Origin of the sequence: Streptomyces luteosporeus (assembly GCF_039532865.1) — a bacterium.
In the GTDB taxonomy this organism is placed as follows: domain Bacteria; phylum Actinomycetota; class Actinomycetes; order Streptomycetales; family Streptomycetaceae; genus Streptomyces; species Streptomyces luteosporeus.
On record NZ_BAAASL010000005.1, the window covers coordinates 246056 to 266787 of the forward strand.

At 73.7% G+C, this 20732-nt stretch carries 20 protein-coding genes and 1 tRNA gene; 6 read left to right on the forward strand and 15 right to left on the reverse strand.

Annotation, left to right across the window (positions count from 1 at the left end; translation table 11 throughout):
- Positions 1-4 precede the first annotated feature (4 nt).
- From ABD361_RS08320 to ABD361_RS08335, 4 genes are all read right to left on the reverse strand, one after another.
- Entirely contained in the window at positions 5-1558 is a 1554-nt protein-coding gene (locus tag ABD361_RS08320; RefSeq protein WP_344434187.1) for an MFS transporter, read from the reverse strand.
- Positions 1555-2103 carry a TetR/AcrR family transcriptional regulator gene (locus ABD361_RS08325; protein ID WP_344434188.1) on the reverse strand — a complete coding sequence of 183 codons (549 nt, stop codon included), beginning with the start codon at positions 2101-2103 and terminating at the stop codon, positions 1555-1557. Before ABD361_RS08325 ends, ABD361_RS08320 begins: the two co-directional genes overlap by 4 nt.
- A 67-nt stretch (positions 2104-2170) precedes the next feature.
- Positions 2171-3598: an argininosuccinate lyase gene (gene argH, locus ABD361_RS08330; protein WP_344434189.1), complete on the reverse strand. Its 1428-nt coding sequence runs from the start codon at positions 3596-3598 to the stop codon at positions 2171-2173.
- A complete protein-coding gene (locus ABD361_RS08335) occupies positions 3595-4788 on the reverse strand; it encodes an argininosuccinate synthase (RefSeq protein ID WP_344434190.1) in 1194 nt (397 codons plus the stop codon). The genes argH and ABD361_RS08335 overlap by 4 nt, the downstream gene beginning before the upstream one ends.
- Positions 4789-4940: 152 nt before the next feature.
- Between ABD361_RS08335 and ABD361_RS08340 the strand changes: the two genes are divergently transcribed.
- Both ABD361_RS08340 and ABD361_RS08345 read left to right on the forward strand, forming a co-directional pair.
- Positions 4941-5486, forward strand: coding sequence for a Uma2 family endonuclease (locus ABD361_RS08340; protein ID WP_344434191.1), 546 nt, complete (start codon positions 4941-4943; stop codon positions 5484-5486).
- Between the two features lie 87 nt (positions 5487-5573).
- Positions 5574-5647 (forward strand) — tRNA-Pro (locus ABD361_RS08345).
- A gap of 110 nt (positions 5648-5757) precedes the next feature.
- On the opposite strand, the gene ABD361_RS08350 is transcribed toward ABD361_RS08345, so the two are convergent.
- The 7 genes from ABD361_RS08350 to ABD361_RS08380 all read right to left on the reverse strand — a co-directional run bounded on the left by ABD361_RS08350 (position 5758) and on the right by ABD361_RS08380 (position 13475).
- Positions 5758-6300 carry an arginine repressor gene (locus ABD361_RS08350; RefSeq protein WP_344434193.1) on the reverse strand — a complete coding sequence of 181 codons (543 nt, stop codon included), beginning with the start codon at positions 6298-6300 and terminating at the stop codon, positions 5758-5760.
- A gap of 8 nt (positions 6301-6308) precedes the next feature.
- Positions 6309-7514 (reverse strand): acetylornithine transaminase, encoded by a 1206-nt coding sequence (locus ABD361_RS08355; RefSeq protein WP_344434194.1) that lies wholly within the window; start codon positions 7512-7514, stop codon positions 6309-6311.
- On the reverse strand, positions 7511-8437 hold the full coding sequence (gene argB, locus ABD361_RS08360) for an acetylglutamate kinase (RefSeq protein WP_344434196.1): 927 nt from the start codon (positions 8435-8437) through the stop codon (positions 7511-7513). The genes ABD361_RS08355 and argB overlap by 4 nt, the downstream gene beginning before the upstream one ends.
- A complete protein-coding gene (gene argJ / locus ABD361_RS08365; RefSeq protein WP_344434197.1) occupies positions 8434-9585 on the reverse strand; it encodes a bifunctional glutamate N-acetyltransferase/amino-acid acetyltransferase ArgJ in 1152 nt (383 codons plus the stop codon). Before argJ ends, argB begins: the two co-directional genes overlap by 4 nt.
- Positions 9586-9673: 88 nt before the next feature.
- The gene (gene argC, locus ABD361_RS08370) at positions 9674-10705 is read right to left on the reverse strand and encodes an N-acetyl-gamma-glutamyl-phosphate reductase (protein ID WP_344434198.1); all 1032 of its coding nucleotides are present in this window, start codon (positions 10703-10705) and stop codon (positions 9674-9676) included.
- 46 nt (positions 10706-10751) lie between these two features.
- Positions 10752-11906: an acyltransferase family protein gene (locus ABD361_RS08375; RefSeq protein ID WP_344434199.1), complete on the reverse strand. Its 1155-nt coding sequence runs from the start codon at positions 11904-11906 to the stop codon at positions 10752-10754.
- A gap of 129 nt (positions 11907-12035) precedes the next feature.
- Positions 12036-13475 carry an aminotransferase-like domain-containing protein gene (locus ABD361_RS08380; RefSeq protein ID WP_344434201.1) on the reverse strand — a complete coding sequence of 480 codons (1440 nt, stop codon included), beginning with the start codon at positions 13473-13475 and terminating at the stop codon, positions 12036-12038.
- On the opposite strand from ABD361_RS08380, the gene ABD361_RS08385 reads away from it, so the two are divergent.
- Both ABD361_RS08385 and ABD361_RS08390 read left to right on the forward strand, forming a co-directional pair.
- Positions 13474-14394, forward strand: a complete 921-nt coding sequence (locus ABD361_RS08385; protein WP_344434202.1) for a DMT family transporter — start codon at positions 13474-13476, stop codon at positions 14392-14394. The genes ABD361_RS08380 and ABD361_RS08385 overlap by 2 nt on opposite strands.
- 93 nt (positions 14395-14487) lie before the next feature.
- Complete coding sequence (locus ABD361_RS08390) at positions 14488-14688, forward strand: DUF1918 domain-containing protein (RefSeq protein ID WP_344434203.1); 201 nt, start codon at positions 14488-14490, stop codon at positions 14686-14688.
- A gap of 4 nt (positions 14689-14692) precedes the next feature.
- Here the strand turns inward: ABD361_RS08390 and ABD361_RS08395 are convergent, their stop codons facing one another.
- Positions 14693-15940 (reverse strand): glycoside hydrolase family 10-like protein, encoded by a 1248-nt coding sequence (locus ABD361_RS08395; protein ID WP_344434204.1) that lies wholly within the window; start codon positions 15938-15940, stop codon positions 14693-14695.
- 175 nt (positions 15941-16115) lie between these two features.
- On the opposite strand from ABD361_RS08395, the gene ABD361_RS08400 reads away from it, so the two are divergent.
- Complete coding sequence (locus ABD361_RS08400; protein ID WP_344434205.1) at positions 16116-16973, forward strand: 3-hydroxybutyryl-CoA dehydrogenase; 858 nt, start codon at positions 16116-16118, stop codon at positions 16971-16973.
- 170 nt (positions 16974-17143) lie between these two features.
- A complete protein-coding gene (locus ABD361_RS08405) occupies positions 17144-17404 on the forward strand; it encodes a hypothetical protein (protein WP_344434206.1) in 261 nt (86 codons plus the stop codon).
- Between the two features lie 99 nt (positions 17405-17503).
- On the opposite strand, the gene ABD361_RS08410 is transcribed toward ABD361_RS08405, so the two are convergent.
- The 3 genes from ABD361_RS08410 to ABD361_RS08420 form a co-directional block, all read right to left on the reverse strand.
- Complete coding sequence (locus ABD361_RS08410; protein WP_344434207.1) at positions 17504-18034, reverse strand: NUDIX hydrolase; 531 nt, start codon at positions 18032-18034, stop codon at positions 17504-17506.
- Positions 18035-18093: 59 nt separating this feature from the next.
- Positions 18094-19431: an NsdA family TPR-like regulatory protein gene (locus tag ABD361_RS08415; RefSeq protein WP_344434208.1), complete on the reverse strand. Its 1338-nt coding sequence runs from the start codon at positions 19429-19431 to the stop codon at positions 18094-18096.
- 92 nt (positions 19432-19523) lie between these two features.
- On the reverse strand, positions 19524-20705 hold the full coding sequence (locus tag ABD361_RS08420) for a PP2C family protein-serine/threonine phosphatase (protein WP_344434209.1): 1182 nt from the start codon (positions 20703-20705) through the stop codon (positions 19524-19526).
- Positions 20706-20732 lie beyond the last annotated feature (27 nt).

Below are 20732 nucleotides of genomic sequence, written 5' to 3' on the forward strand. Positions count from 1 at the left end.
CGGCTCAGCCGCCGTACCCTTCCTCCAGCCGCTGCCCGCGCAGCAGGAACCAGGCCGCGACGGCCGTCGCCAGCAGCACCAGCGCGCCCACGCCGGAGGCGATCCGCAGGCCCTCGACGAAGGCGTCGCGCGCCGAGCCCAGCAGCGCGTCTCCCAGGTCGGCCGGCAGGGCGCCCGCCGACTCCACGGCACCGCCGAGGGACTCACGGGCCTCGGCGGCCGAGGCCGGCGGAATGCCGGCGGGCACCGCGAAGTCCCGGTAGACGCCGGTGACGATCGAACCGAGCACCGCGATACCGAGCGCCGCACCCAGCTCGTACGCCGTCTCGGAGACCGCCGCGGCCGAACCGGCCTGCTCCTTGGGCACGCTGGAGAGGATGACGTCGGCGGTGACGGTGAACGACAGGCCCGCCCCGACGCCGACGACGAGCAGCACCGCCCCCAGCACCGGGTAGTCGGTGCCCGCACTCAGCCACATCAGCGCCGCCAGCGCCAGCCCGATCGCGCCCAGCCCGCCGGCCACCACCGAGCGCACCGACCACCGGCGGGCGGCCTGGCCCGCGAGCAGGCCGGCCGTCACCGCGCCGATGGCCGCCGGCAGCTCGGCCAGGCCGGCCTCCAGCGGACTGCGGTCCTGGACGAGCTGGAGGAACTGGGAGAGGAAGAAGACCATCCCGGACAGACCCAGCACCGTCAGCAGATCCGCCAGGACCGCGGCCGAGAAGCCCCGGTGGTGGAAGAGGCGCATGTCCAGCAGGGGCGCGTCCAGCGAGAGCTGCCGGCGGACGAAGCCGGTCAGGGCCAGCACGCCGAACGCGGCGATCCCGCCGACCTGCCACGACAGCCCGTGCGTGGCCCCTTCCTTGATGGCGTAGACCACCGCCACGATGCCGGCCATGGACAGCAGCACGCTCGGCAGGTCCCACGGCCCCGGCGCGGGGTCCTTGGACTCCGGCAGGAGCTTGATGCCGACGAGGACGAGCACGGCCATCACGGGCAGATTGATCAGGAAGACCGAGCCCCACCAGAAGTTCTCCAGCAGGAAGCCACCCACCACCGGGCCGACGGCCGCGCCCGCGGAGGCCATGGCGCCCCAGATGCCGATGGCCAGGCTGCGCTCCTGCGGGTCCTGGAAGATGTTGCGGATCAGGGCCAGCGTCGAGGGCATCAGCGTCGCGCCCGCCACGCCCAGCAGGGCCCGGGCGGCGATCATCATCTCGGGGCTGGAGGCGTAGGCGTTCAGCACGGAGACCGCGCCGAAGGCCACCGCGCCGCACAGCAGCAGCCGCTTGCGGCCGATGCGGTCGCCGAGGCTGCCCATGGAGACCAGCAGACCGGCGATGACGAAGGAGTACACGTCGCCGATCCACAGCAGCTGCGTGCCCGAGGGGCGCAGGTCCTCGCTGAGGAAGGGCGTGGCCAGGCCCAGGACGGTGGCGTCGACGGCCACCAGCAGCACGGCCAGGGCCAGGACGGCCAGGGCCAGCCAGCGCCCCGGCCGGCGGTCGCGGGCGCCGTGGAGCTCCCCGCGGGCGGCGGTGCCGGTCTCGCCGCTCATCGCTCCGCCCTCCGCCGAGCGCCGCCCAGCAGCAGCTCGCAGATCACGCGCGTGAGGTCCTTGGCGGCCACCCGCCCATCGTGCACGGCCCACGCGCCCGAGGCGATCAGCCCGTACAGCGCGTCGGTGAGCCAGGCGGGTGAGAGGTCCACCCGGAAGGCGCCCTCCTCCTGGCCCCGCAGGAACAGCGCCTGGACCCGGGCGTCCAGGCGGTTCCAGCCCTCGTTGACGTCGAGCTCGAAGAGCTGGTTCTCGGTGTAGAGGAAGGACAGCAGCCCCGCGACGGGCTCGGCGCACACCACCAGGCGGCGCAGCGCCTCGGCGGCGTCCCCCTCCTCCAGCCGCGCCCGCTCCAGGGCCGCTTCGAACTGCTCGATGCCCAGCTGCTCCAGGGCCCGTACGAGCGCGTCGCGCCCGGCGAAGTGGCGGTGGAGGGTGGCCCGGCTGATTCCGGCCGCCTTGGCGATCTCGTCCATGGAGGCGGTGCCCTTGCGGCTGAGCAGGGCGGCAGCCTCCTTCAGTACGCGTGCTCTGTCGAGGCTCATGCAACAACGATAACCCGAATGAGACACGAGTGTCTCATTCGGGTTATCGATGTCACACGGTCGGGGGTCAGCCCCGGCGGGCCTGTGCCCAGGCGCGCTGCACGGCGAGGTCCGCCTTGACCTCCTGCAGCTGCACCGCCACCGCCGAGGGCGCCGTGCCGCCGCGGCCGCTGCGGGAGGCGAGCGCGCCCGGCACGTTCAGCACCGAGCGGACCTCGGGCGTCAGGTGCGGGGAGATCGCCGCGAACTGCTCGTCGGTCAGCTCGTCCAGCTCGATGCCGCGCGCCTCGCACTCCTTGACGCAGGCGCCGGCGACCTCGTGCGCCACCCGGAAGGGCACGCCCCGGCGCACCAGCCACTCGGCGATGTCGGTGGCCAGCGAGAAACCGGCCGGGGCCAGCTCCTCCATGCGCTCGCGGTGGACGGTCAGGGTCGCCATCATCCCGGTGAAGGCCGGCAGCAGGACCTCCAGCTGGTCGCAGGAGTCGAAGACCGGCTCCTTGTCCTCCTGCAGGTCGCGGTTGTACGCCAGCGGCAGGGCCTTGAGGGTGGCCAGCAGCCCGGTGAGGTTGCCGATCAGCCGGCCCGACTTGCCGCGCGCCAGCTCGGCGATGTCGGGGTTCTTCTTCTGCGGCATGATCGACGAGCCGGTGGAGAAGGCGTCGTGCAGGGTCACGAAGGAGAACTCCTTCGTGTTCCAGATGATGACCTCCTCCGCGATCCGCGACAGGTCGACGCCGATCATCGCCGTGATGAAGGCGAACTCGGCCACGAAGTCGCGCGACGCCGTGCCGTCGATCGAATTGCCCGCACTGCCGCGCTCGAAGCCGAGGTCGGCGGCGACCGCCTCCGGGTCCAGACCGAGGCTGCTGCCCGCCAGCGCACCGGAACCGTACGGCGAGACCGCCGTGCGCTCGTCCCACTGCCGCAGCCGCTCGGCGTCCCGCGACAGCGCCTGCACGTGCGCGAGCACGTGGTGCGCGAAGAGCACCGGCTGGGCGTGCTGCAGGTGCGTGCGCCCGGGCATGGCCACGTCCGCGTGGTCCTGGGCCAGGCCCACCAGCGCCTCCTGCAGGTCGGCGATCAGACCGCCGATGATGCGGGCGTGGTCGCGCAGGTACATCCGGAAGAGCGTGGCCACCTGGTCGTTGCGCGAACGCCCCGCCCGCAGCTTGCCGCCCAGCTCGGGGCCCAGCCGCTCCAGCAGACCGCGCTCCAGGGCCGTGTGCACGTCCTCGTCGGCGACCGTGCCGGTGAAGGTGCCGGCGGCCACGTCGGCCTCCAGCAGCCCCAGCCCCTCGATCATGCGGGTGAGCTCGTCGTCCGTCAGCAGCCCGGCCTTGTGCAGCACCCGGGCGTGGGCGCGGGAGCCGGCGATGTCGTACGGGGCGAGCCGCCAGTCGAAGTGGACGGAGGCCGACAGCTTCGCCAGGGCCTCGGCCGGCCCGTCGGCGAACCGGCCGCCCCACAGGCGTACGTCCTGCTGCTCGCTCACGCCAGGTCCCGCTTGGCCGCGATCTTCGACGACAGGCCGAAGATCTCGATGAAGCCCTTGGACATGGACTGGTCGAAGGTGTCGCCCGTGTCGTAGGTGGCGAGGTTGAAGTCGTACAGCGACTGCGCCGACTTCCGGCCCGTGACGACGGCCCGGCCGCCGTGCAGGGTCATCCGGACGTCACCGCTGACGTGCTCGTTGGCCTCGGCGATGAAGCCGTCCAGGGCCCGCTTGAGCGGGGAGAACCACAGGCCGTCGTAGACCAGCTCGCTCCACCGCTGCTCGACCTGCCGCTTGAAGCGGGCGAGCTCGCGCTCGACCGTGACGCTCTCCAGCTCCTGGTGCGCGGTGATCAGCGCGATGGCGCCGGGCGCCTCGTAGATCTCCCGCGACTTGATGCCCACCAGCCGGTCCTCGACCATGTCGATCCGCCCGACGCCCTGGGCACCGGCCCGGTCGTTGAGCTGCTGGATGGCCTGCAGGACGGTGACGGCCTTGCCGTCGATCGCCACGGGGACGCCCTTGTCGAAGGTGATGACCACCTCGTCGGGGTCGCGGGGGGTGGCGGGGTTGGCGGTGTAGTCGTAGACGTCCTCGATCGGGGCGTTCCAGATGTCCTCCAGGAAGCCGGTCTCGACGGCCCGCCCGAAGACGTTCTGGTCGATGGAGTACGGCGACTTCTTGGTGGTGGCGATCGGCAGGCCCTTGGCCTCGCAGAAGGCGATCGCCTTGTCCCGGGTCATGGCGTAGTCCCGGACGGGGGCGATGCACTTCAGCTCCGGCGCCAGCGAGGAGATGCCCGCCTCGAACCGCACCTGGTCGTTGCCCTTGCCGGTGCAGCCGTGGGCCACGGTGCTCGCACCGTGCTTCTGCGCGGCGGCGACCAGGTGCTTGACGATGGTGGGCCGCGAGAGGGCGGAGACCAGCGGGTACCGGTCCATGTACAGGGCATTGGCCTTGATCGCCGGCAGGCAGTACTCCTCGGCGAACTCGTCCTTGGCGTCCGCGACCTCGGCCTCGACCGCCCCGCAGGCGAGCGCGCGCTTGCGGATGACGTCGAGGTCCTCGCCGCCCTGGCCGACATCCACGGCGACGGCGATGACCTCGGCGCCCGTCTCCTCGGCGATCCAGCCGATGGCGACGGAGGTGTCAAGGCCGCCGGAGTAGGCGAGTACGACGCGCTCGGTCACGGGGTTCTCCTCACGGTGCGGTGCGCTGCGCTGGGCTCTCATGCGCTGGTAGGTATAACTATGCGCTCTGCCGTATGTTTCGTCAATAGCGCGTGAGGGTGAATGTTGCCGAGCGGTGTCCGCGCGGGGACCGCGCACCAGAAGCTGGGTGCATGCCTTGGCCACTCGACAGCCTCGTCAAAACCTTCCACGCCATCTGCAAGCACCAGGGAGGTATCAAGATCGACGTGGTGGGTGACCGGATCGTCATTTCGATGCGGACAGGCACCCACAGCGAGACAGAACACAGCATCCAGGAGGCGGTGGTCGCAGCGGGCCTCCCGCTGGAGCGAGCACTGTGCCGCGTGCTGATCGAGTTCCCGGGACAGGCCCCCCGCGTGCCGGAAGTGTCGATCCTCCGGGGCGGCTCGCGCCACGAGCCCTATTCGTGCGAGGACCTGCTGGCCGCGACGGAGATCGTGTCCACGAGGCACGACGAGGGCGACCTCGCCCTCAAGGAGGAGCAGTACGCCCGGGCCGCCGTGCCGGCGTTCCTGATCGTCGACCCGTTCGCCGGGCAGTGCACGCTGCTGTCCGAGCCAAGAGACGGGAAGTACACACGTCGTGAAGCGTTCGCCTACGGCGAGACGGTCCCCCTCCGCCTGCCCGGCGGGCTCGTGGTCGGCATCCCCACGGACACCTTCGCTCGCAGGCGCTGACACCCCCCGATTTGGATCACAGCGCGGAACAGGATATTTTCTTCCTGCACGCCCCACCGGGAAGAAACGCCCGGAGGGACGCGGCACCGGGACGTGGCGCAGCTTGGTAGCGCACTTGACTGGGGGTCAAGGGGTCGTGGGTTCAAATCCCGCCGTCCCGACACGGTGCGAGAGAAGCCCCTGATCAGCGGGAAACCGCTGATCAGGGGCTTCTCTCGTTGGTCCGGGCCCCCTGCCGGGAGGCCGGCGCCGCCCGGCGGCGGCGCCCGCTTCAGCGTTCCTTCTGGGCCAGGCGCAGCAGGTGATCCGCCAGGGCCTGGCCGCCGGTGGGGTCGCGGCTGATGAGCAGGACGGTGTCGTCGCCGGCGATGGTGCCGATGATCTCGTGCACGCCCGCCTGGTCGATGGCCGAGGCGAAGAACTGGGCGGCGCCCGGGGGCGTGCGCAGGACCACGAGGTTGGCCGAGGCCTCCGCGGAGATGAGGAGCTCGGCGGCCAGCCGGGCCATGCGGGCCTCGGTGGCGGATTCGCCGAGGGGGGCGCGCGGGGTGCGGTCGCCGCCCTCGGAGGGGACCGCGTAGATCAGCTCGCCGCCGGTGTTGCGGATCTTGACGGCGCCCAGCTCGTCGAGGTCGCGGGAGAGGGTGGCCTGGGTGACGGACAGGCCGTCCTCGGCGAGCAGCCGGGCGAGCTGGCTCTGCGACCGGACGGCCTGCCGGCCGAGGATGTCCACGATCCGGCGGTGGCGTGCGGTGCGGGTCTGCGGCACGGCCTGTCCGCCGTGGACCGGCTCGGTCTCCTGCGCCTCGGTCATCTTTTTCGTCAGTCTCCGGATCGTCGTTCCCCGTGTGCCCCTCCCCCGGCGGCGTCCAGGACGCCCGGCAGCGCCCGGCAGAACGTCTCCGCCTCGTCCTCGGTGAGGATCAGCGGCGGGGCCAGTCGCACCACGTCGGGCGCGACCGCGTTCACCAGCAGGCCGGCTTCCTGGGCCGCCTGCTGCACCTGCGGTGCGAGGGGCTCGCCAAGGACAATACCCAGCAGCAGGCCTGTACCACGGACGTGGTCGACCAGCGGGTGGCCGAGGGCCGTGATTCCGTCACGCAGGAGTGCGCCCACGCGCTTGACGTGGTCGAGGACGCCGTCGGCGGCGAGGGTGTCGAGGACGGCGAGGGCGGCGGCGCAGGCGACGGGGTTGCCGCCGAAGGTCGACCCGTGCTGACCAGGCGTCAGCAGGTCGGCGGCGGGCCCGAAGGCGAGGGTGGCCCCGATGGGCAGGCCGCCGCCGAGGCCCTTGGCGAGGGTGACGACGTCGGGCTGCACGCCCTGGGCGAGGTGCTCGAACCAGTGTCCGGTGCGGCCCACACCTGTCTGGATCTCGTCCAGGACCAGCAGCGTTCCCGTCCGCGTGGTGATCTCGCGGGCGGCGGCCAGGTAGCCCGCCGGGGGGACGACGACGCCGTTCTCGCCCTGCACCGGTTCCAGCACGACCAGCGCGGTGTCGGGGGTGACGGCGGCGCGCAGCGCGTCGGCGTCGCCGTACGGCACGTGCGTGACGTCGCCGGGCAGCGGCAGGAAGGGTTCCTGCTTGGCGGGCTGGCCGGTCAGGGCGAGGGCGCCGAGCGTGCGGCCGTGGAAGCCGCCGCTCGCGGCCACCATGTGGGTACGGCCCGTGCGCCGGCCGATCTTGAAGGCGGCCTCGATCGCCTCGGCGCCGGAGTTGCCGAAGTAGACGCGGCCGGGGCGGCCGGCGAGTTCCAGGAGGCGTTCGGCGAGGCGGACGGTGGGTTCGGCGCAGAAGAGGTTGGAGACGTGGCCGAGGGTGGCGATCTGGTCGGAGACGGCCCGGACGATCGCGGGGTGGGCGTGGCCGAGGGCGTTGACGGCGATGCCGCCCACGAAGTCGAGGTAGCGCTTGCCGTCGGCGTCCCACACGGCGCTGCCCTCGCCGCGCACGAGCGGGATGCGGGGGGTGCCGTAGTTGTCCATGAGCGCGCCCTGCCAGCGCGCGGTCAGGTCGGCGTTGCTCACGCGTCCTCCTGCTTCGTGGGCTCGGGGTCCGGCACGACCATGGTGCCGATGCCCTCGTCGGTGAAGATCTCCAGAAGGATCGCGTGCTGGACCCGTCCGTCTATCACGCGCGCGGTGTTCACGCCGCCCCGCACGGCGTGCAGGCAGCCCTGCATCTTGGGCACCATGCCGCTGGACAGCTCCGGCAGCAGCCGCTCGAGCTCGCCGGCGGTGAGCTGGCTGATGACCTCGTCGCTGTGCGGCCAGTCGGCGTACAGGCCCTCGACGTCGGTGAGGACCATGAGGGTCTCGGCGCCGAGGGCGGCGGCGAGCGCGGCGGCGGCCGTGTCGGCGTTGACGTTGTAGACGCCGTCGGCGCCGCCCGCGATGGAGGAGATGACGGGGATGCGGCCGTCGTCGAGGAGCGCGGTGACCGCTCCGGTGTCGATGGCGCTGATCTCGCCGACCCGCCCGATGTCGACGCGCTCGCCGTCGACGTGGGCGTAAGTCTGGACGGCCGTCATCAGGTGGGCGTCCTCGCCGGTGAGGCCGACGGCGAGGGGGCCGTGCCGGTTGAGCAGTCCGACGAGTTCGCGCTGCACCTGGCCGGCGAGCACCATGCGGACGGCGTCCATCGCCTCGGGCGTGGTCACCCGCAGCCCGGCCTTGAACTCGGAGGGGATGCCCAGCCGGTCGAGGTGGGCGCTGATCTGGGGGCCGCCACCGTGCACGACGACGGGCTTGAGGCCGGCGTGCCGCAGGAAGACGACGTCCTGGGCGAAGGCGGCCTTGAGCTCCTCGTCGACCATGGCGTTGCCGCCGAACTTGATGACGACGGTCTTGCCGTGGTGCCGGGTGAGCCAGGGCAGGGCCTCGACGAGGATCTGGGCCTTGGGCAGGGCGGTGTGCTTGCGGGTCGTGCCCGTCGCGTCGGTCGTGGTCATGAGGAGTAGGCGCTGTTCTCGTGGACGTAGTCGGCGGTCAGGTCGTTGGCCCAGATGACCGCGGACTCGGTGCCCTCGGCCAGGTCGGCGGTGATGCGTACTTCCCGGTAGCGCATGTCGACCAGGTCGCGGTCCTCGCCGGCGGCGCCGTCGCGGCAGACCCAGACGCCGTTGATGGCGACGTTGAGCTTGTCGGGGTCGAAGGCGGCGGAGGTGGTGCCGATGGCGGAGAGCACCCGGCCCCAGTTGGGGTCCTCGCCGTGCAGGGCGCACTTGAGGAGGTTGTTGCGGGCGATGGACCGGCCGACCTCGACCGCGTCGTCCTCGGTGGCGGCGCCGACGACCTCGATGCGGATGTCCTTGGTGGCGCCCTCGGCGTCGCCGATCAGCTGGCGGGCCAGGTCGTCGCACACGGTCCGTACGGCCTCGGCGAAGGCGCCGGGCTCGGGGGTGGTGCCGGAGGCGCCGGAGGCCAGCAGCAGGACGGTGTCGTTGGTGGACATGCAGCCGTCGGAGTCGACGCGGTCGAAGGTGGTGCGGGTGGCGGCGCGCAGCGCGGCGTCCAGTCCGGCGGCCTCGACGTCGGCGTCGGTGGTCAGGACGACGAGCATGGTGGCGAGGCCCGGTGCGAGCATGCCGGCGCCCTTGGCCATGCCGCCGACCGTCCAGCCGTCGCCCTCGGCGACGGCGGTCTTGTGCACGGTGTCGGTGGTCTTGATGGCGATGGCGGCCTTCTCGCCGCCGTGGGGGGACAGTTCGGCGGCGGCCTTCTCGATGCCGGGCAGGAGGGCGTCCATGGGCAGCCGGACGCCGATCAGGCCGGTGGAGGCGACGGCGATCTCCGCGGCGCTGTGGCCGAGGACGGCTGCCGCCTTTTCGGCGGTGGCGTGGGTGTCCTGGAAGCCCGCGGGGCCGGTGCAGGCGTTGGCGCCGCCGGAGTTGAGGACGACGGCGGAGACCCGGCCGCCCCCCAGCACCTGCTGGGACCACAGGACGGGTGCGGCCTTGACGCGGTTGGCGGTGAAGACGCCCGCGGCGGCCAGGCGGGGGCCCTGGTTGACCACGAGGGCCAGGTCGGGGCTGCCGCTGTCCTTGATCCCGGCGGCGATGCCCGCCGCCGTGAAGCCCTTGGCTGCCGTGACGCTCACTGGTGGTGCTCCTTGTCCGTCGTCGTGTCCTGGGGGGCCGGGCACGGCGCGAGCCGTGCCAGGAGGGTGGCGAGGGCCCGGCGCACGCTCATGGCGCCACCCCGTTCGCCGGCAGCCCCAGCTCCTCGGGGAGGCCGAGGGCGATGTTCATGCTCTGCACCGCGCCGCCGGCGGTGCCCTTGGTGAGGTTGTCGATGGCGCTGACGGCGACGATGCGGCCCGCGGCCTCGTCGAGCGCCACCTGGACGAAGGCGGTGTTGGCGCCCTGGACGGCGGCGGTGGCCGGCCAGCGGCCCTCGGGCAGCAGGTGGACGAACGGCTCGTCCCCGTACGCCTTGGCGTACGCCTGCCGTACGTCGGCGGCGCTCACGCCGGGCCGGGCCTTGGCGCTGCAGGTGGCGAGGATGCCGCGGGACATGGGGGCCAGGGTGGGGGTGAAGGAGACGGTGACCTCCTCGCCGGCGGCGGCGGTGAGGTTCTGGCTCATCTCGGGGGTGTGGCGGTGGCCTCCGCCCACGCCGTAGGGGCTCATGGAGCCCATGACCTCGCTGCCGAGCAGGTGCGCCTTGGCGGCCTTGCCGGCTCCGGAGGTGCCGGACGCCGCGACGATCACGGCCTCGGGTTCGGCGAGGCCGGCGGCGTACGCCGGGAAGAGGGCGAGGGTGACGGCGGTGGGGTAGCAGCCGGGCACGGCGATGCGCCGGGCGCCGCGCAGTGCGGCGCGCGCCCCGGGCAGCTCGGGCAGTCCGTAGGGCCAGGTGCCGGCGTGCGGGGTGCCGTAGAAGCGCTCCCACTGGCCGGCGTCCTTCAGCCGGAAGTCCGCGCCGCAGTCGACGACGAGCACGTCGTCGCCGAGTTCCGCGGCGACGGCCGCGGAGTGGCCGTGCGGGAGGGCGAGGAAGACGACGTCGTGCCCGGCGAGTGCGGCGGCGTCGGTCGGCTCCAGGATCCGGTCGGCGAGCGCCGGCAGGTGGGGCTGGAGCGTGCCGAGCGCCTGGCCGGCCTGCGAGTTGCCGGTGAGCGCGCCGATGCGGACCCGGGGGTGCCCCAGCAGCAGGCGCAGCACCTCGCCGCCCGCGTATCCGCTCGCTCCGGCCACTGCCGCCCGTATCGCCGTCATCGGTGTCCTCCTCCGTGATGGCATGAATATACGTGTAGCGGCAGATCTATGCAATGAGCTTTTCGGAACCCACCCGGTGCCGCCACAAACGGAGGCTCCGAGGGGCGCCGCGGACCTCGTACGAACGGAACGCGGCCCAGCAGGCCAGCAGGGCGAGGGCGAACGCCGGCAGCCAGAGCAGGCGGGCGAGCACCCAGGCGGCGCCGTCCGGCGCGGTGTGCAGCCCGGGCAGCGGCCCGGCGGCGAGGAGACCGAGGAGGGTGACGGCCATCATGGCCGTCTGGTGCCACAGGAAGATCGTCATCGCGCGCAGGTTGGGCAGGGCCACCGCGGCCCAGACGGCGGGCCGGCGCAGGGCGCGGCGCAGCGGGCCGAGCAGCAGCAGGGCGGCCCCGCACTGGGCCGCGCCGAAGGCGACGGCCGCCAGGGTGGGCGGGTTGAGGTTGGAGACGGCCGCGCCCGGCACGCCCACCATGGAGGCCGGGTAGCCGGCCCACAGCACCAGCGCCGCGGTGGCGGCGGCGCCGCCGATCAGCAGCGTCCAGCCGGTCGCCCGCCCGGACAGCCGGCCCCGGGCGCGGGCGGCGCCCAGGCAGTACGGCACGAGCCAGCCGGCCGCCACGGTGAGCCAGCCGGGCCAGGCCGGGCCGCCGAGCCCGAACCGCACCAGGTCCACGAGCGCCACGACGAGCAGGGGCCACACCGGGTGCAGCCGGGCCACCACGGGCGTCGCCGCGGTCAGGCCCGTGAGGACCAGCAGGAACCACAGCGGCGAGAGGACCAGATTCAGCAGGGTGTGCACGGTCTGCGCGTCCACCCCGCCGGCCGTCATGGCCGCGGCGGCGACGCCCCAGACCGCCAGCAGCACGCCGACCGGCCGGGCCAGGCGGGCCGTGCGGGCCCCCAGCCACTGCCGGTACGGCACCCCGCGCTCGCGGGCGCGGGCGTGGCCGGTCGCGGCGACCTGGCCGCTGACGAGGAAGAACAGGGCGAGGGTCTGGAACATCCAGGAGAGCGGCACCAGGTGGGGCAGGTGCTGCAGGGGGCTGGCGCCGTGCAGCGTGCCGCCGTCGGCCACCAGGGCCGTGACCAGCCAGTGGCCGAGCACCACGCCGAGGATGCCCCACGCGCGCAGGGCGTCCAGGGCCCGGTCGCGGCCGGGCGGGGTGGCGGCGTCGATGCGCCGGACGAATTCGCGCACGGCGGGGGTCCTTTCCGTACCGGACGTTCGAGTGCGGTACGGAAGGTAGGAAGCCGGCCGTGCGGCCGGCGCCCCGCCAGGGAGCCATGTTGCGGGTGGCTCCCGGGTACTACGGGTACGGGCAGGGGGTCACCGGCCCGCGTGGGCCAGCGCCAGCCGGCGCACCCCCTCCACCAGTTCGCCGGCGCCCGCCGCTGCCGCGAAGCACAGGCGCAGGTGGGGGGCGGGGGATTCGGCGGCGTAGAAGGTGCGGCCCGGCGTGACGGCGACGCCGGCGCGCAGCGCGGCGGCGGCCAGGGCGACCTCGTCGGTGCCGTCGGGCAGCCGGACCCAGACGTGGAAGCCGCCGGGCGGCACGAACTCGGGCGTGACCGCGGGCAGCTGCCGGGCCAGTTCGGCGAGCAGCATCTCCCGGCGGGAGCGCAGCTCGGCGGCGAGGGCGCGCCGGTGCCGGGCCCAGGAGGGCGAGCCGACGAGTTCGAGGGCGGCCTCCTGCAGGGGGCGGGCGACGAAGAAGCTGTCGACGACCTGGATGGCCTTCAGGCGCTCCAGGACCGGCCCGCGGGCGGCGAGGGCGCCGACGCGCAGGCTGGGCGAGGTGAACTTGGTCAGCGAGCAGACGTGCACGACGACGCCCTCGGGGTCCTCGGCGGCCAGTGTCGCGGGCAGCGGCGGGGCGTCCTCGTGGGCGAGGCGGCGGGCGAAGTCGTCCTCGACGACGAAGGCGCCCGCGGCGCGGGCGATGCGCAGGACCTCGCGGCGGCGGTCGGCGGCGAGCACGGTGCCGGTGGGGTTCTGGAACAGGGGCTGGCAGACGAAGACGCGGGCGCCGGTGGCACGGAACGCCTCGGCGAGCAGGTCGGGGCGCACCCCGTGGCCGTCCGTGGGCACGGGCACCGGGCGCAGCCCGAAGGCGCGGGCGGCGGCGAGCATGCCGGGGTAGGTGGGCGACTCCACCAGGACGGGGGCGCCGGGCGGGGCGAGGGCGCGCAGGGCGACGGTCAGCGCGCTCTGGCCGCCCGCGCTGATCAGTACGTCGGAGGGGGCGAGGGTGCCGCCGGGGCCGCCGATCTCGCGGGCGAACCAGGCCCGCAGGTCGTGCAGGCCCTCCAGGGGCGGGCGGCCCCAGGCGCCGGGGCGGCGGCCGGCGCGGGCGAGGGCGGCGGCCAGCTCGCGCTCGGGCTGCAGGCAGGGGTGGAGGTAGCCGCCGCTGAGCTCGATGACGCCGGCCGGCGGTTCGGCGAGGAAGGGCAGCACCCCGGAGGGGTCCACGGACCGCGGCACGGCCTCCTCCCCCGCCTCGGCGCTGAGGGCGACGTGCTGCCACTGGGTGTCGGCGGGACGCACGGCGGCCGGGCGGGGTGCGGCGCGGAAGGCCCCGGCGCCGGGGCGGGTGACGACCAGGCCCTCGGCGGCGAGGACGGCCAGCGCCCGGGAGACGGTGACCGGGCTCGCCCGGAAGCGTTCGACGAGGGCCCGGCTGGACGGGAGCTTCTCGCCCACCGAGTAGCGGTCGAGCTCTTTTCGCAGGATGCCCGCCAGTTCCGCCACGGTGCTACTGTCTCGCATGACAGCACAAGATAGCGCTATTCACCCCGACGCGATAGCGGTGCGCAGCCCCGCCGCCCCCGGAGTGCGGGCCGGCACGCTGCTGGCCGCGCTCGGCGTGGTCGCGTTCTCCTTCACCTTCCCCTCCATCTCCTGGGCCCTGGAGGGCCTCGGCCCCTGGTCGGCGGCGGCCTGGCGCGCCGCGCTGGCCGGTGCGGCCTCGGTCGTCGTCCTGCTCGTCACGCGCGCGCCGGTGCCCAACCGCCGGCACTGGGGGCCGTTGGCCGTGGTCGCCGGCGGGGTGTTCCTCGGCTACCCCCTGCTGACCTCGCTCGCGCTGCACACCTCCTCGACCGCGCACGCGGCGGTCGTGGTGGGCCTGCTGCCGCTGACCACGGCGGCGTACGCGGCGGTGCGCTTCCGCACCCGGCACTCGCGGACGTTCTGGGCGGCGGCCCTGGCGGGTGCGGCCGTCGTGGCCGGCTTCGCCCTGCAGCAGAGCGGCGGCGCACCCACCACCGCCGACCTCTACCTCCTGCTGGCCCTGGTGGTGTGCGCGGCCGGCTACGCCGAGGGCGGGCGGCTGGCCCGGGAGATGCCGGGCTGGCAGGTGGTGAGCTGGGCGGCGGCGGCCTGCCTGCCGCTCGCCGCCGTCGGCACGGGCGCGGCGCTGTGGGCCGAGCCGGTGCACCTGACCGGGCGCAGCGTGGCCGGGCTGCTGTGGGCCGTCGGCGGCTCCACGCTGCTGGGCATGGCCGTCTGGTACCGCGGGATGGCCATGATCGGTGTGGCCCGGGCGGGGCAGCTGCAGCTGGCCCAGCCGCTGCTGACCCTGCTGTGGTCCGTCACCCTGCTGGGCGAGCACCTGACGCCGGCCGCGCCGCTGGCCGCGGTGGCGGTGCTGGTGTGCATCGTGGTCACCCAGCGCGCAGATTCCTGAAGGTCCGCGCGTCCGCGAGCGCGCTGCGCACCGCCGATCGCCCTAGGCTGGGGAGAGACCGAGAGGACGTGTCTCACGGAAGGGGCACCGCCGATGCATGCGAGCAAGGGCGACCGGTTGGTCAGGCACGGCAGGGTGGTCGGCGAGCACGACCACATCGTGGAGGTCGTCGAGGTGCTGGGCACCAACGGCAATCCGCCCTACCGGGTCCGCGCGGAGAACGGGCACGAGACGATCATGACGCCGGGGCCCGACTGCGTGGTGGACCACCGCAAGGGGTCCGGGCACAAGTAGCCGCTCAGCGCGGTGGCCGTGCGCGGTGCGGGTAGTGGTCCCGCACCACGCGCGCCATCGCGCCGATGGGGTCCGCGACCACGTTCTTGGCGGAGAAGTAGACGTTGCCGAGCACCTCGGGGTGCTTGCGGGCCAGCGTCAGGTGGCGGGAGAGCTCGGCCGCGTCCTGCCAGGGGGCCGGCTGCGCCGGGTCGCCCGCCCGGTACAGCGCCTCGCCGATGTACAGCTGCACGCCGGTGCCGCGCACGGTCTCGGCCCACCACGGCACGAGGCGGGCGTAGTCGGCGGCGGGGAAGCCGATGTGCCAGTAGCACTGCGGCACGATGTAGTCGATCCAGCCCTCGCGGACCCAGGTGCGGGTGTCCGCGTACAGGTCGTCGTAGGTCTGCACGCCCGCCCGGGTGTCCGAGCCGCGCGGGTCGGTGCTGCGGTTGCGCCAGACGGCGAAGGGGCTGACGCCGAAGCGCACGTGCCGCTTGCGCTGCTTGATGCGGCGGCCGGTCTCCCGGATCAGGCGGTCGATGTTGTCGCGGCGCCAGGCGGCCCGGTCGGGGAAACCGTGGCCGTGGCGCTGCCAGGCGGCGGTGTCGTCGAAGGTCTGCCCGGCCACGGGATAGGGGTAGAAGTAGTCGTCGAAGTGCACGCCGTCGAGGTCGTAGCGCCACACGGCGTCGAGGATCGCGTCCTGCACGAAGCGGCGCACCTCGGGCAGGCCGGGGTTGTAGTAGAGCTTGCCGCCGTAGCGCACCACCCACTCGGGGTGCACCCGGGCCGGATGGGCGGGCACCAGGCGGCCGGGGTCGGTGTGGTTGGCGATGCGGTACGGGTTGAACCAACCGTGCAGTTCCAGGCGGCGCTTGTGCGCCTCGCGCACCGCGAAGGCCAGCGGGTCCCAGCCGGGCGAGCGGCCCTGAGTGCCGGTCAGGTACTCCGACCAGGGCTCGTAGCGCGAGGGCCAGAAGGCGTCGGCCGTCGGGCGGATCTGCAGCAGGACGGCGTTCAGCCGCCGGGCCACCGCCGCATCGAACAGGGCCACCAGCTCCGCCCGTTGCCGTTCGGGCGCAAGGCCCGGCCTGGACGGCCAGTCGACGTTGACGACCGTCGCCGCCCACATCCCGCGGAACTCCCGCCGCGGCGCCGCACGTCCGCTGCCCTCCGGGGCGCCGAGCGCGGCCGCCTCACCGCTCGCCAGCATCGCCGTCATCGCGGTCGCGGCGGCCACCGTGAACCCTCTTCGGCTCATACGCCCCATATGCGGCCACGTCCTCTCCTGTGGTTGTCACGTGAGTCACAGCGGTTCGAACAGAGCATGCCCGACCCGGCACCCTGCGCACCGCGCACCGCGGAGTAACGTCTTTTCCAAAGGCGGCTGCCGGACGACCTTCGGCCACCCGCCGGTCGACAAGATCAGCGAAAGGCACGATGTGGTGACCGACATCGAACGCGTCGGAGTGGTGGGCTGCGGCCAGATGGGCGCGGGCATCGCGGAGGTGTGCGCCCGCGCCGGGCTGGAGGTCAAGGTCGCGGAGACCACCGGCGAGGCGCTGGAGCTGGGCCGGACCCGCCTGACCACCTCCCTCGCCCGGGCCGCCGAACGCGGCAAGATCACCGAGGAGGAGCGCGACGCGGCCCTGGACCGCCTGAGCTTCACCACCGACCTCGGCGAATTCGCCGACCGCGACCTCGTCATCGAGGCCGTCGTGGAGAACGAGCAGGTCAAGACGGAGATCTTCCAGGTCCTCGACCAGGTGGTCACCCGGCCCGACGCCATCCTGGCCTCGAACACCTCCTCCATCCCGCTCGTCAAGCTGGCCGTGGCCACCTCCCGCCCCGACCAGGTGCTCGGCATCCACTTCTTCAACCCCGCCCCCGTGCAGCAGCTCGTCGAGCTGATCCCCGCCCTGACCACCGGCGAGGAGACCCTGCGGCGCGCCGAGGCCCTGGTCGGCAAGGTGCTGGGCAAGCACGCCATCCGCGCCCAGGACCGCTCGGGCTTCGTCGTCAACGCCCTGCTCATCCCCTACCTGCTGTCCGCGATCCGGATGTTCGAGTCGGGCATGGCCAGCCGCGAGGACATCGACAACGGCATGGAGCTGGGCTGCGCCCACCCCATGGGCCCGCTCAAGCTGGCCGACCTCATCGGCCTCGACACGGTCGCCTCGGTGGCCGACAGCATGTACACGGAGTACAAGGAGCCGCTGTACGCCGCTCCCCCGCTGCTGCAGCGCATGGTCGACGCCGGCCGCCTCGGCCGCAAGACCGGCTCCGGCTTCTACACCTACTGAAAAAGCCGCCCGCGCCGGACACACCGGGTCACCGGCGCACCCCCGCCTTCACACGGGGTGTGCACCGGTGACCCGCACATTCCACCCGCACACGCTCCCGTTCCGTCGCTCCGCGCGGTTGACTCGCCTCATCGGCACCACGCACGGACTCTTCGGAAGGGGTACGCACCGTGACCATCGATCCCGGGCACGCCGCCAGGTCGGCAGAGCTCGCGGAGCTCCGCCGCAGCCTCGATGTCGGCGTCGTGCGCATCGACGGCCATCTGGCCCTCCTCACTCAACGCAGCGAACAGGCGGAACGTGACCTCACCGACGTGACGGAGCGCGTCCGCGCTCTGGAGCACGCCCGGTGGCCGCTGCCGTCGCTGGCGGCGCTGACCGGTACGGCCGCCCTGGCCCTGGCCGTCTGGCAGGCCGCCGCTGGACGGTGACGACGCGCGGGAGCGCCCCAAAGGGGCGCGGGGCCGTGTCGATCTGCGGCTGCCGCCGCGTGGGCGCGATCAGCCACGGACGGCCCGCAGCCGAAGGCGTCAGCCCAGCCGCATGTGGTGCAGCAACAGCAGGGCGGCAGCCATATTGGCCGCCGGTACCTCGCCGCGGGCGATGAGATCCGGCACCAGTTTCAGCGGTACCCACTCGCGCCGGTCCGACTCGAAGCCGTCCTCCGGGTCACCGATGTACTCGGCCTCGTCGGCCCAGTAGATGTGGTGCCGGGCATCGGTGAGCCCGTTCGACGGCTCCACGGACATCAGGTGCTTGAGCGGCCCCGGCCGCCAGCCGGTCTCCTCCTCCATCTCCCGGGCCGCGGCGCACGCGACGTCCTCGCCGTCCTCGACCACGCCGGCCGCGAGCTCCCAGCCCCAGTTGTCGGTGATGAACCGGTGCCGCCACAGCAGCAGGACCTCGTTGGCCGCGTTGACCACGGTGGCCACGGCGACGGGCCGCAGCCGGATGAGGAAGTGGTCGAGATGGCGGCCGTCGGGGAGCTCGACATCGGCGAGATTGACCTGGAACCAACGGTTCTCGTAGACGGTCAGCTCCTTGAGATTCTTCCAACGCACGTGTGTGCCACCTTCCGCCGAGGTGGCCACCGTCCGGGCGCTGTCTCGAACAGCACCTCTCACAACGGCACGCGCAACGCTCCGTCGATCAATTCGGCGGCCTCGGCCGTGGCAGCGCACCCGCTTTCGACCAGGTGCTCGCGCACCGCACGGAGCCGGTCCCGTAAGCGCTGCGATTCCATGCCTCTCGCCTGCTCGGTCATCTCCCGTGCGGTGGCCACCGCCTTGTCCGCGTCTCCCTGACGCAGCTCGATGTGCGTGAGCATGGCGAGCCGGTGGACACGGCCCCGGTCGTGGGCGGGGGTGTCGACGGCCCGGTCCGCGTGCTCACGGGCGGGCCCGAGGTCGCCGAGGCTCAGCAGGGCCTCGGCGACCTGTACGTTCACCAGGCCGGGCTGGACGTAGCCGGTCTCGGCGGGTTCCCGGCCGCGGTGGATGCGCTCGGCGGCCGCCTCGGCCCGCCGGATGCAGGCCAGGGCGCCGGCGCCGTCGCCGAGCCGGGCGTAGGCCTTGGCCTGCATGGCGAAGAGGTCGGCGGCCAGCGCCGGGGTCAGACAGGAGCCGGCGGCGCGCACCGCCGACTCGGCGAAGGCGACCGACTGCCGGTACTCCCCCATGAACAGCGACTGGTTGACCAGCAGCGCGATCACGTACGCCCCCAGCCCCCGGTCACCGCTGGCCTTGGCCAGCCGCAGGGCCTGGTGGAAGTAGCGCTGGGCCAGGCCGTGCGCGTCGGAGTCGTAGGCGCAGATGCCGGCGACGGCCACCAGCCCGCCGGTGGCCCGGTGCAGCTGGCGGCCCAGGGGGTCGGAGTAGCTGCCGCGCAGCAGGGGCGCCGCCTCGGCGTTGAGGAAGCCGACGACGCGCGAACGGGTCGCGACGCCACCGGCCTTGCGGTACATCTGCTCGTAGTGGGTGCGGGCCGCCCGGAGCATCTCGATGTCCTCCATGGAGACGCGGGTCGGCCCGCGGCGCGAGACGTCGGCGTCCTCGGGCGGGTTCTCCCACTCCCACACGGGGATGACGGCGGGCGTGCCCGTCACGGCCCGGGCCCTAACGACGTGTTCGCGCTGCTGCTCGTCGGAGCGCCACAGGGCGGTGGCGCGGTCGACGAAGCCGGAGAGCGGGGTGCCGGAGGGGCGCGGGGTGCCGGGGGTGCCCAGCCCTATGTCGTCGAGCGTCAGGGGGCGGTGCACCCGCTCGGCGAGCACCTCGCAGATCAGGTCGGGCACCTGGCCGCGGGGCCGCTGTCCCTTGAGCCAGCGGGCCACGGCGGTGTGTTCGTACCGCAACGCCAGCCCCCGGGCCCGGCCGGCCGCGTTGATGTGCGCGGCCAGGCCGGCGTGGGAGATTCCCGCCTCGTCGAGGACGGCGTCGAGGAGTGTGTTGGGCTCCATGCTTGCCCTCCGGTGCGCTCGATGGGATCAGCGTAGTGCTGATCGGTTCGCACGGGGTGTGAACAGGCCAGGGGCCCTTGCGCGCCCGCCGCTCAGCCGCGCAGGCAGGACCGGGCCGGCACCGGCGGTACGTGCTCGGGCACGGGCTCGCGGTCGTTGCGCAGGGCCAGCAGGGCGAAGTCGTCGGCGAGCACGCCACCGGTGTGCCGCAGCAGGGCGCCCTGGACGTGGTCGACGACCGCGGCCGGGGCGGCCGCCGTGCCGCGGGCGGCCTCGGCGAGCGCGTCGGGCAGCGGGAAGAAGCCGCCGGTGGCATCGCGGGCGTCCTCGGCGCCGTCGGTGTGCAGCACCAGCACCTCGCCCGGCAGCAACCGCTCGGCAGTGTGCACCGGCGGCTCGGCGGGCAGCGGGAACATGCCCAGCGGGGGCAGCGGGTCACCGGGGGCGAGGGCGACCGCACGGGGCGCGCCGGTGCCCGGGGCGGGGGTCAGCCGGTGGGGCCAGGGGTGGCCGCAGTTGAGCAGCACGAGCCCGCCGTCCTCGCGGACCTCCAGCAGCAGGACGGTGACGAAGTCCTCGGCCGGGTGCGCGTCGGCGCCGGCCTGCTCGGTACGGGCCCGGTCGCGCAGGTGGCGGTGCAGGGCGCGCTCCAGGCGGCGCAGCACCCCGCGCAGGGAGCTCTCGTCGTGGGCGGCCTCGCGGAAGCTGCCGAGCAGCGCGGCCACGGTGGCCAGGGCGGGCAGGCCGTGCCCGCGGACGTCGCCCATCACCACCCGCAGCCCGTGGGCGGTGGCCTGGACCTCGTACAGGTCGCCGCCCATCAGGGCGCCGCGGCTGGCGGAGAGGTGGCCGCCGGCCAGGGCGATGCCGTCGAGGCGCGGCGGCAGCGGGCGCAGCAGGGCGTGCTGGGCGGTGGCGGCGACCTCGCGGACGCGCTCCAGCTCCTGGGTCAGGCGGCGGCTGCGGCCGGTGGTGAGGTAGCTGGCGGCGACGACGGCGAGGATGGCGCAGCAGGTGCCGAGCCGGCCGCCGCCGTCGGTCCGGCCGGTGGGGCCGAGCGGCACGAGGGCGAACAGGGCGCAGCCGCCGCCGAGGACGACGCACTGCCGGCGGCCGGTGCCGGCGCAGGCGATGGCCGGGGCGGCGGCGAGGAGCTGCAGGAACCGGGCCCCGAGGGGGCTGGCGAGCTCCCAGGCGACGACGCCGAGCACCCACAGGCCGGGCAGGGCGAACACCAGGCCCCGCCAGCAGCGCTGTGCTCCCGTACGGATCATGCCGTCGGCCCCCCATAGCAGCAATGA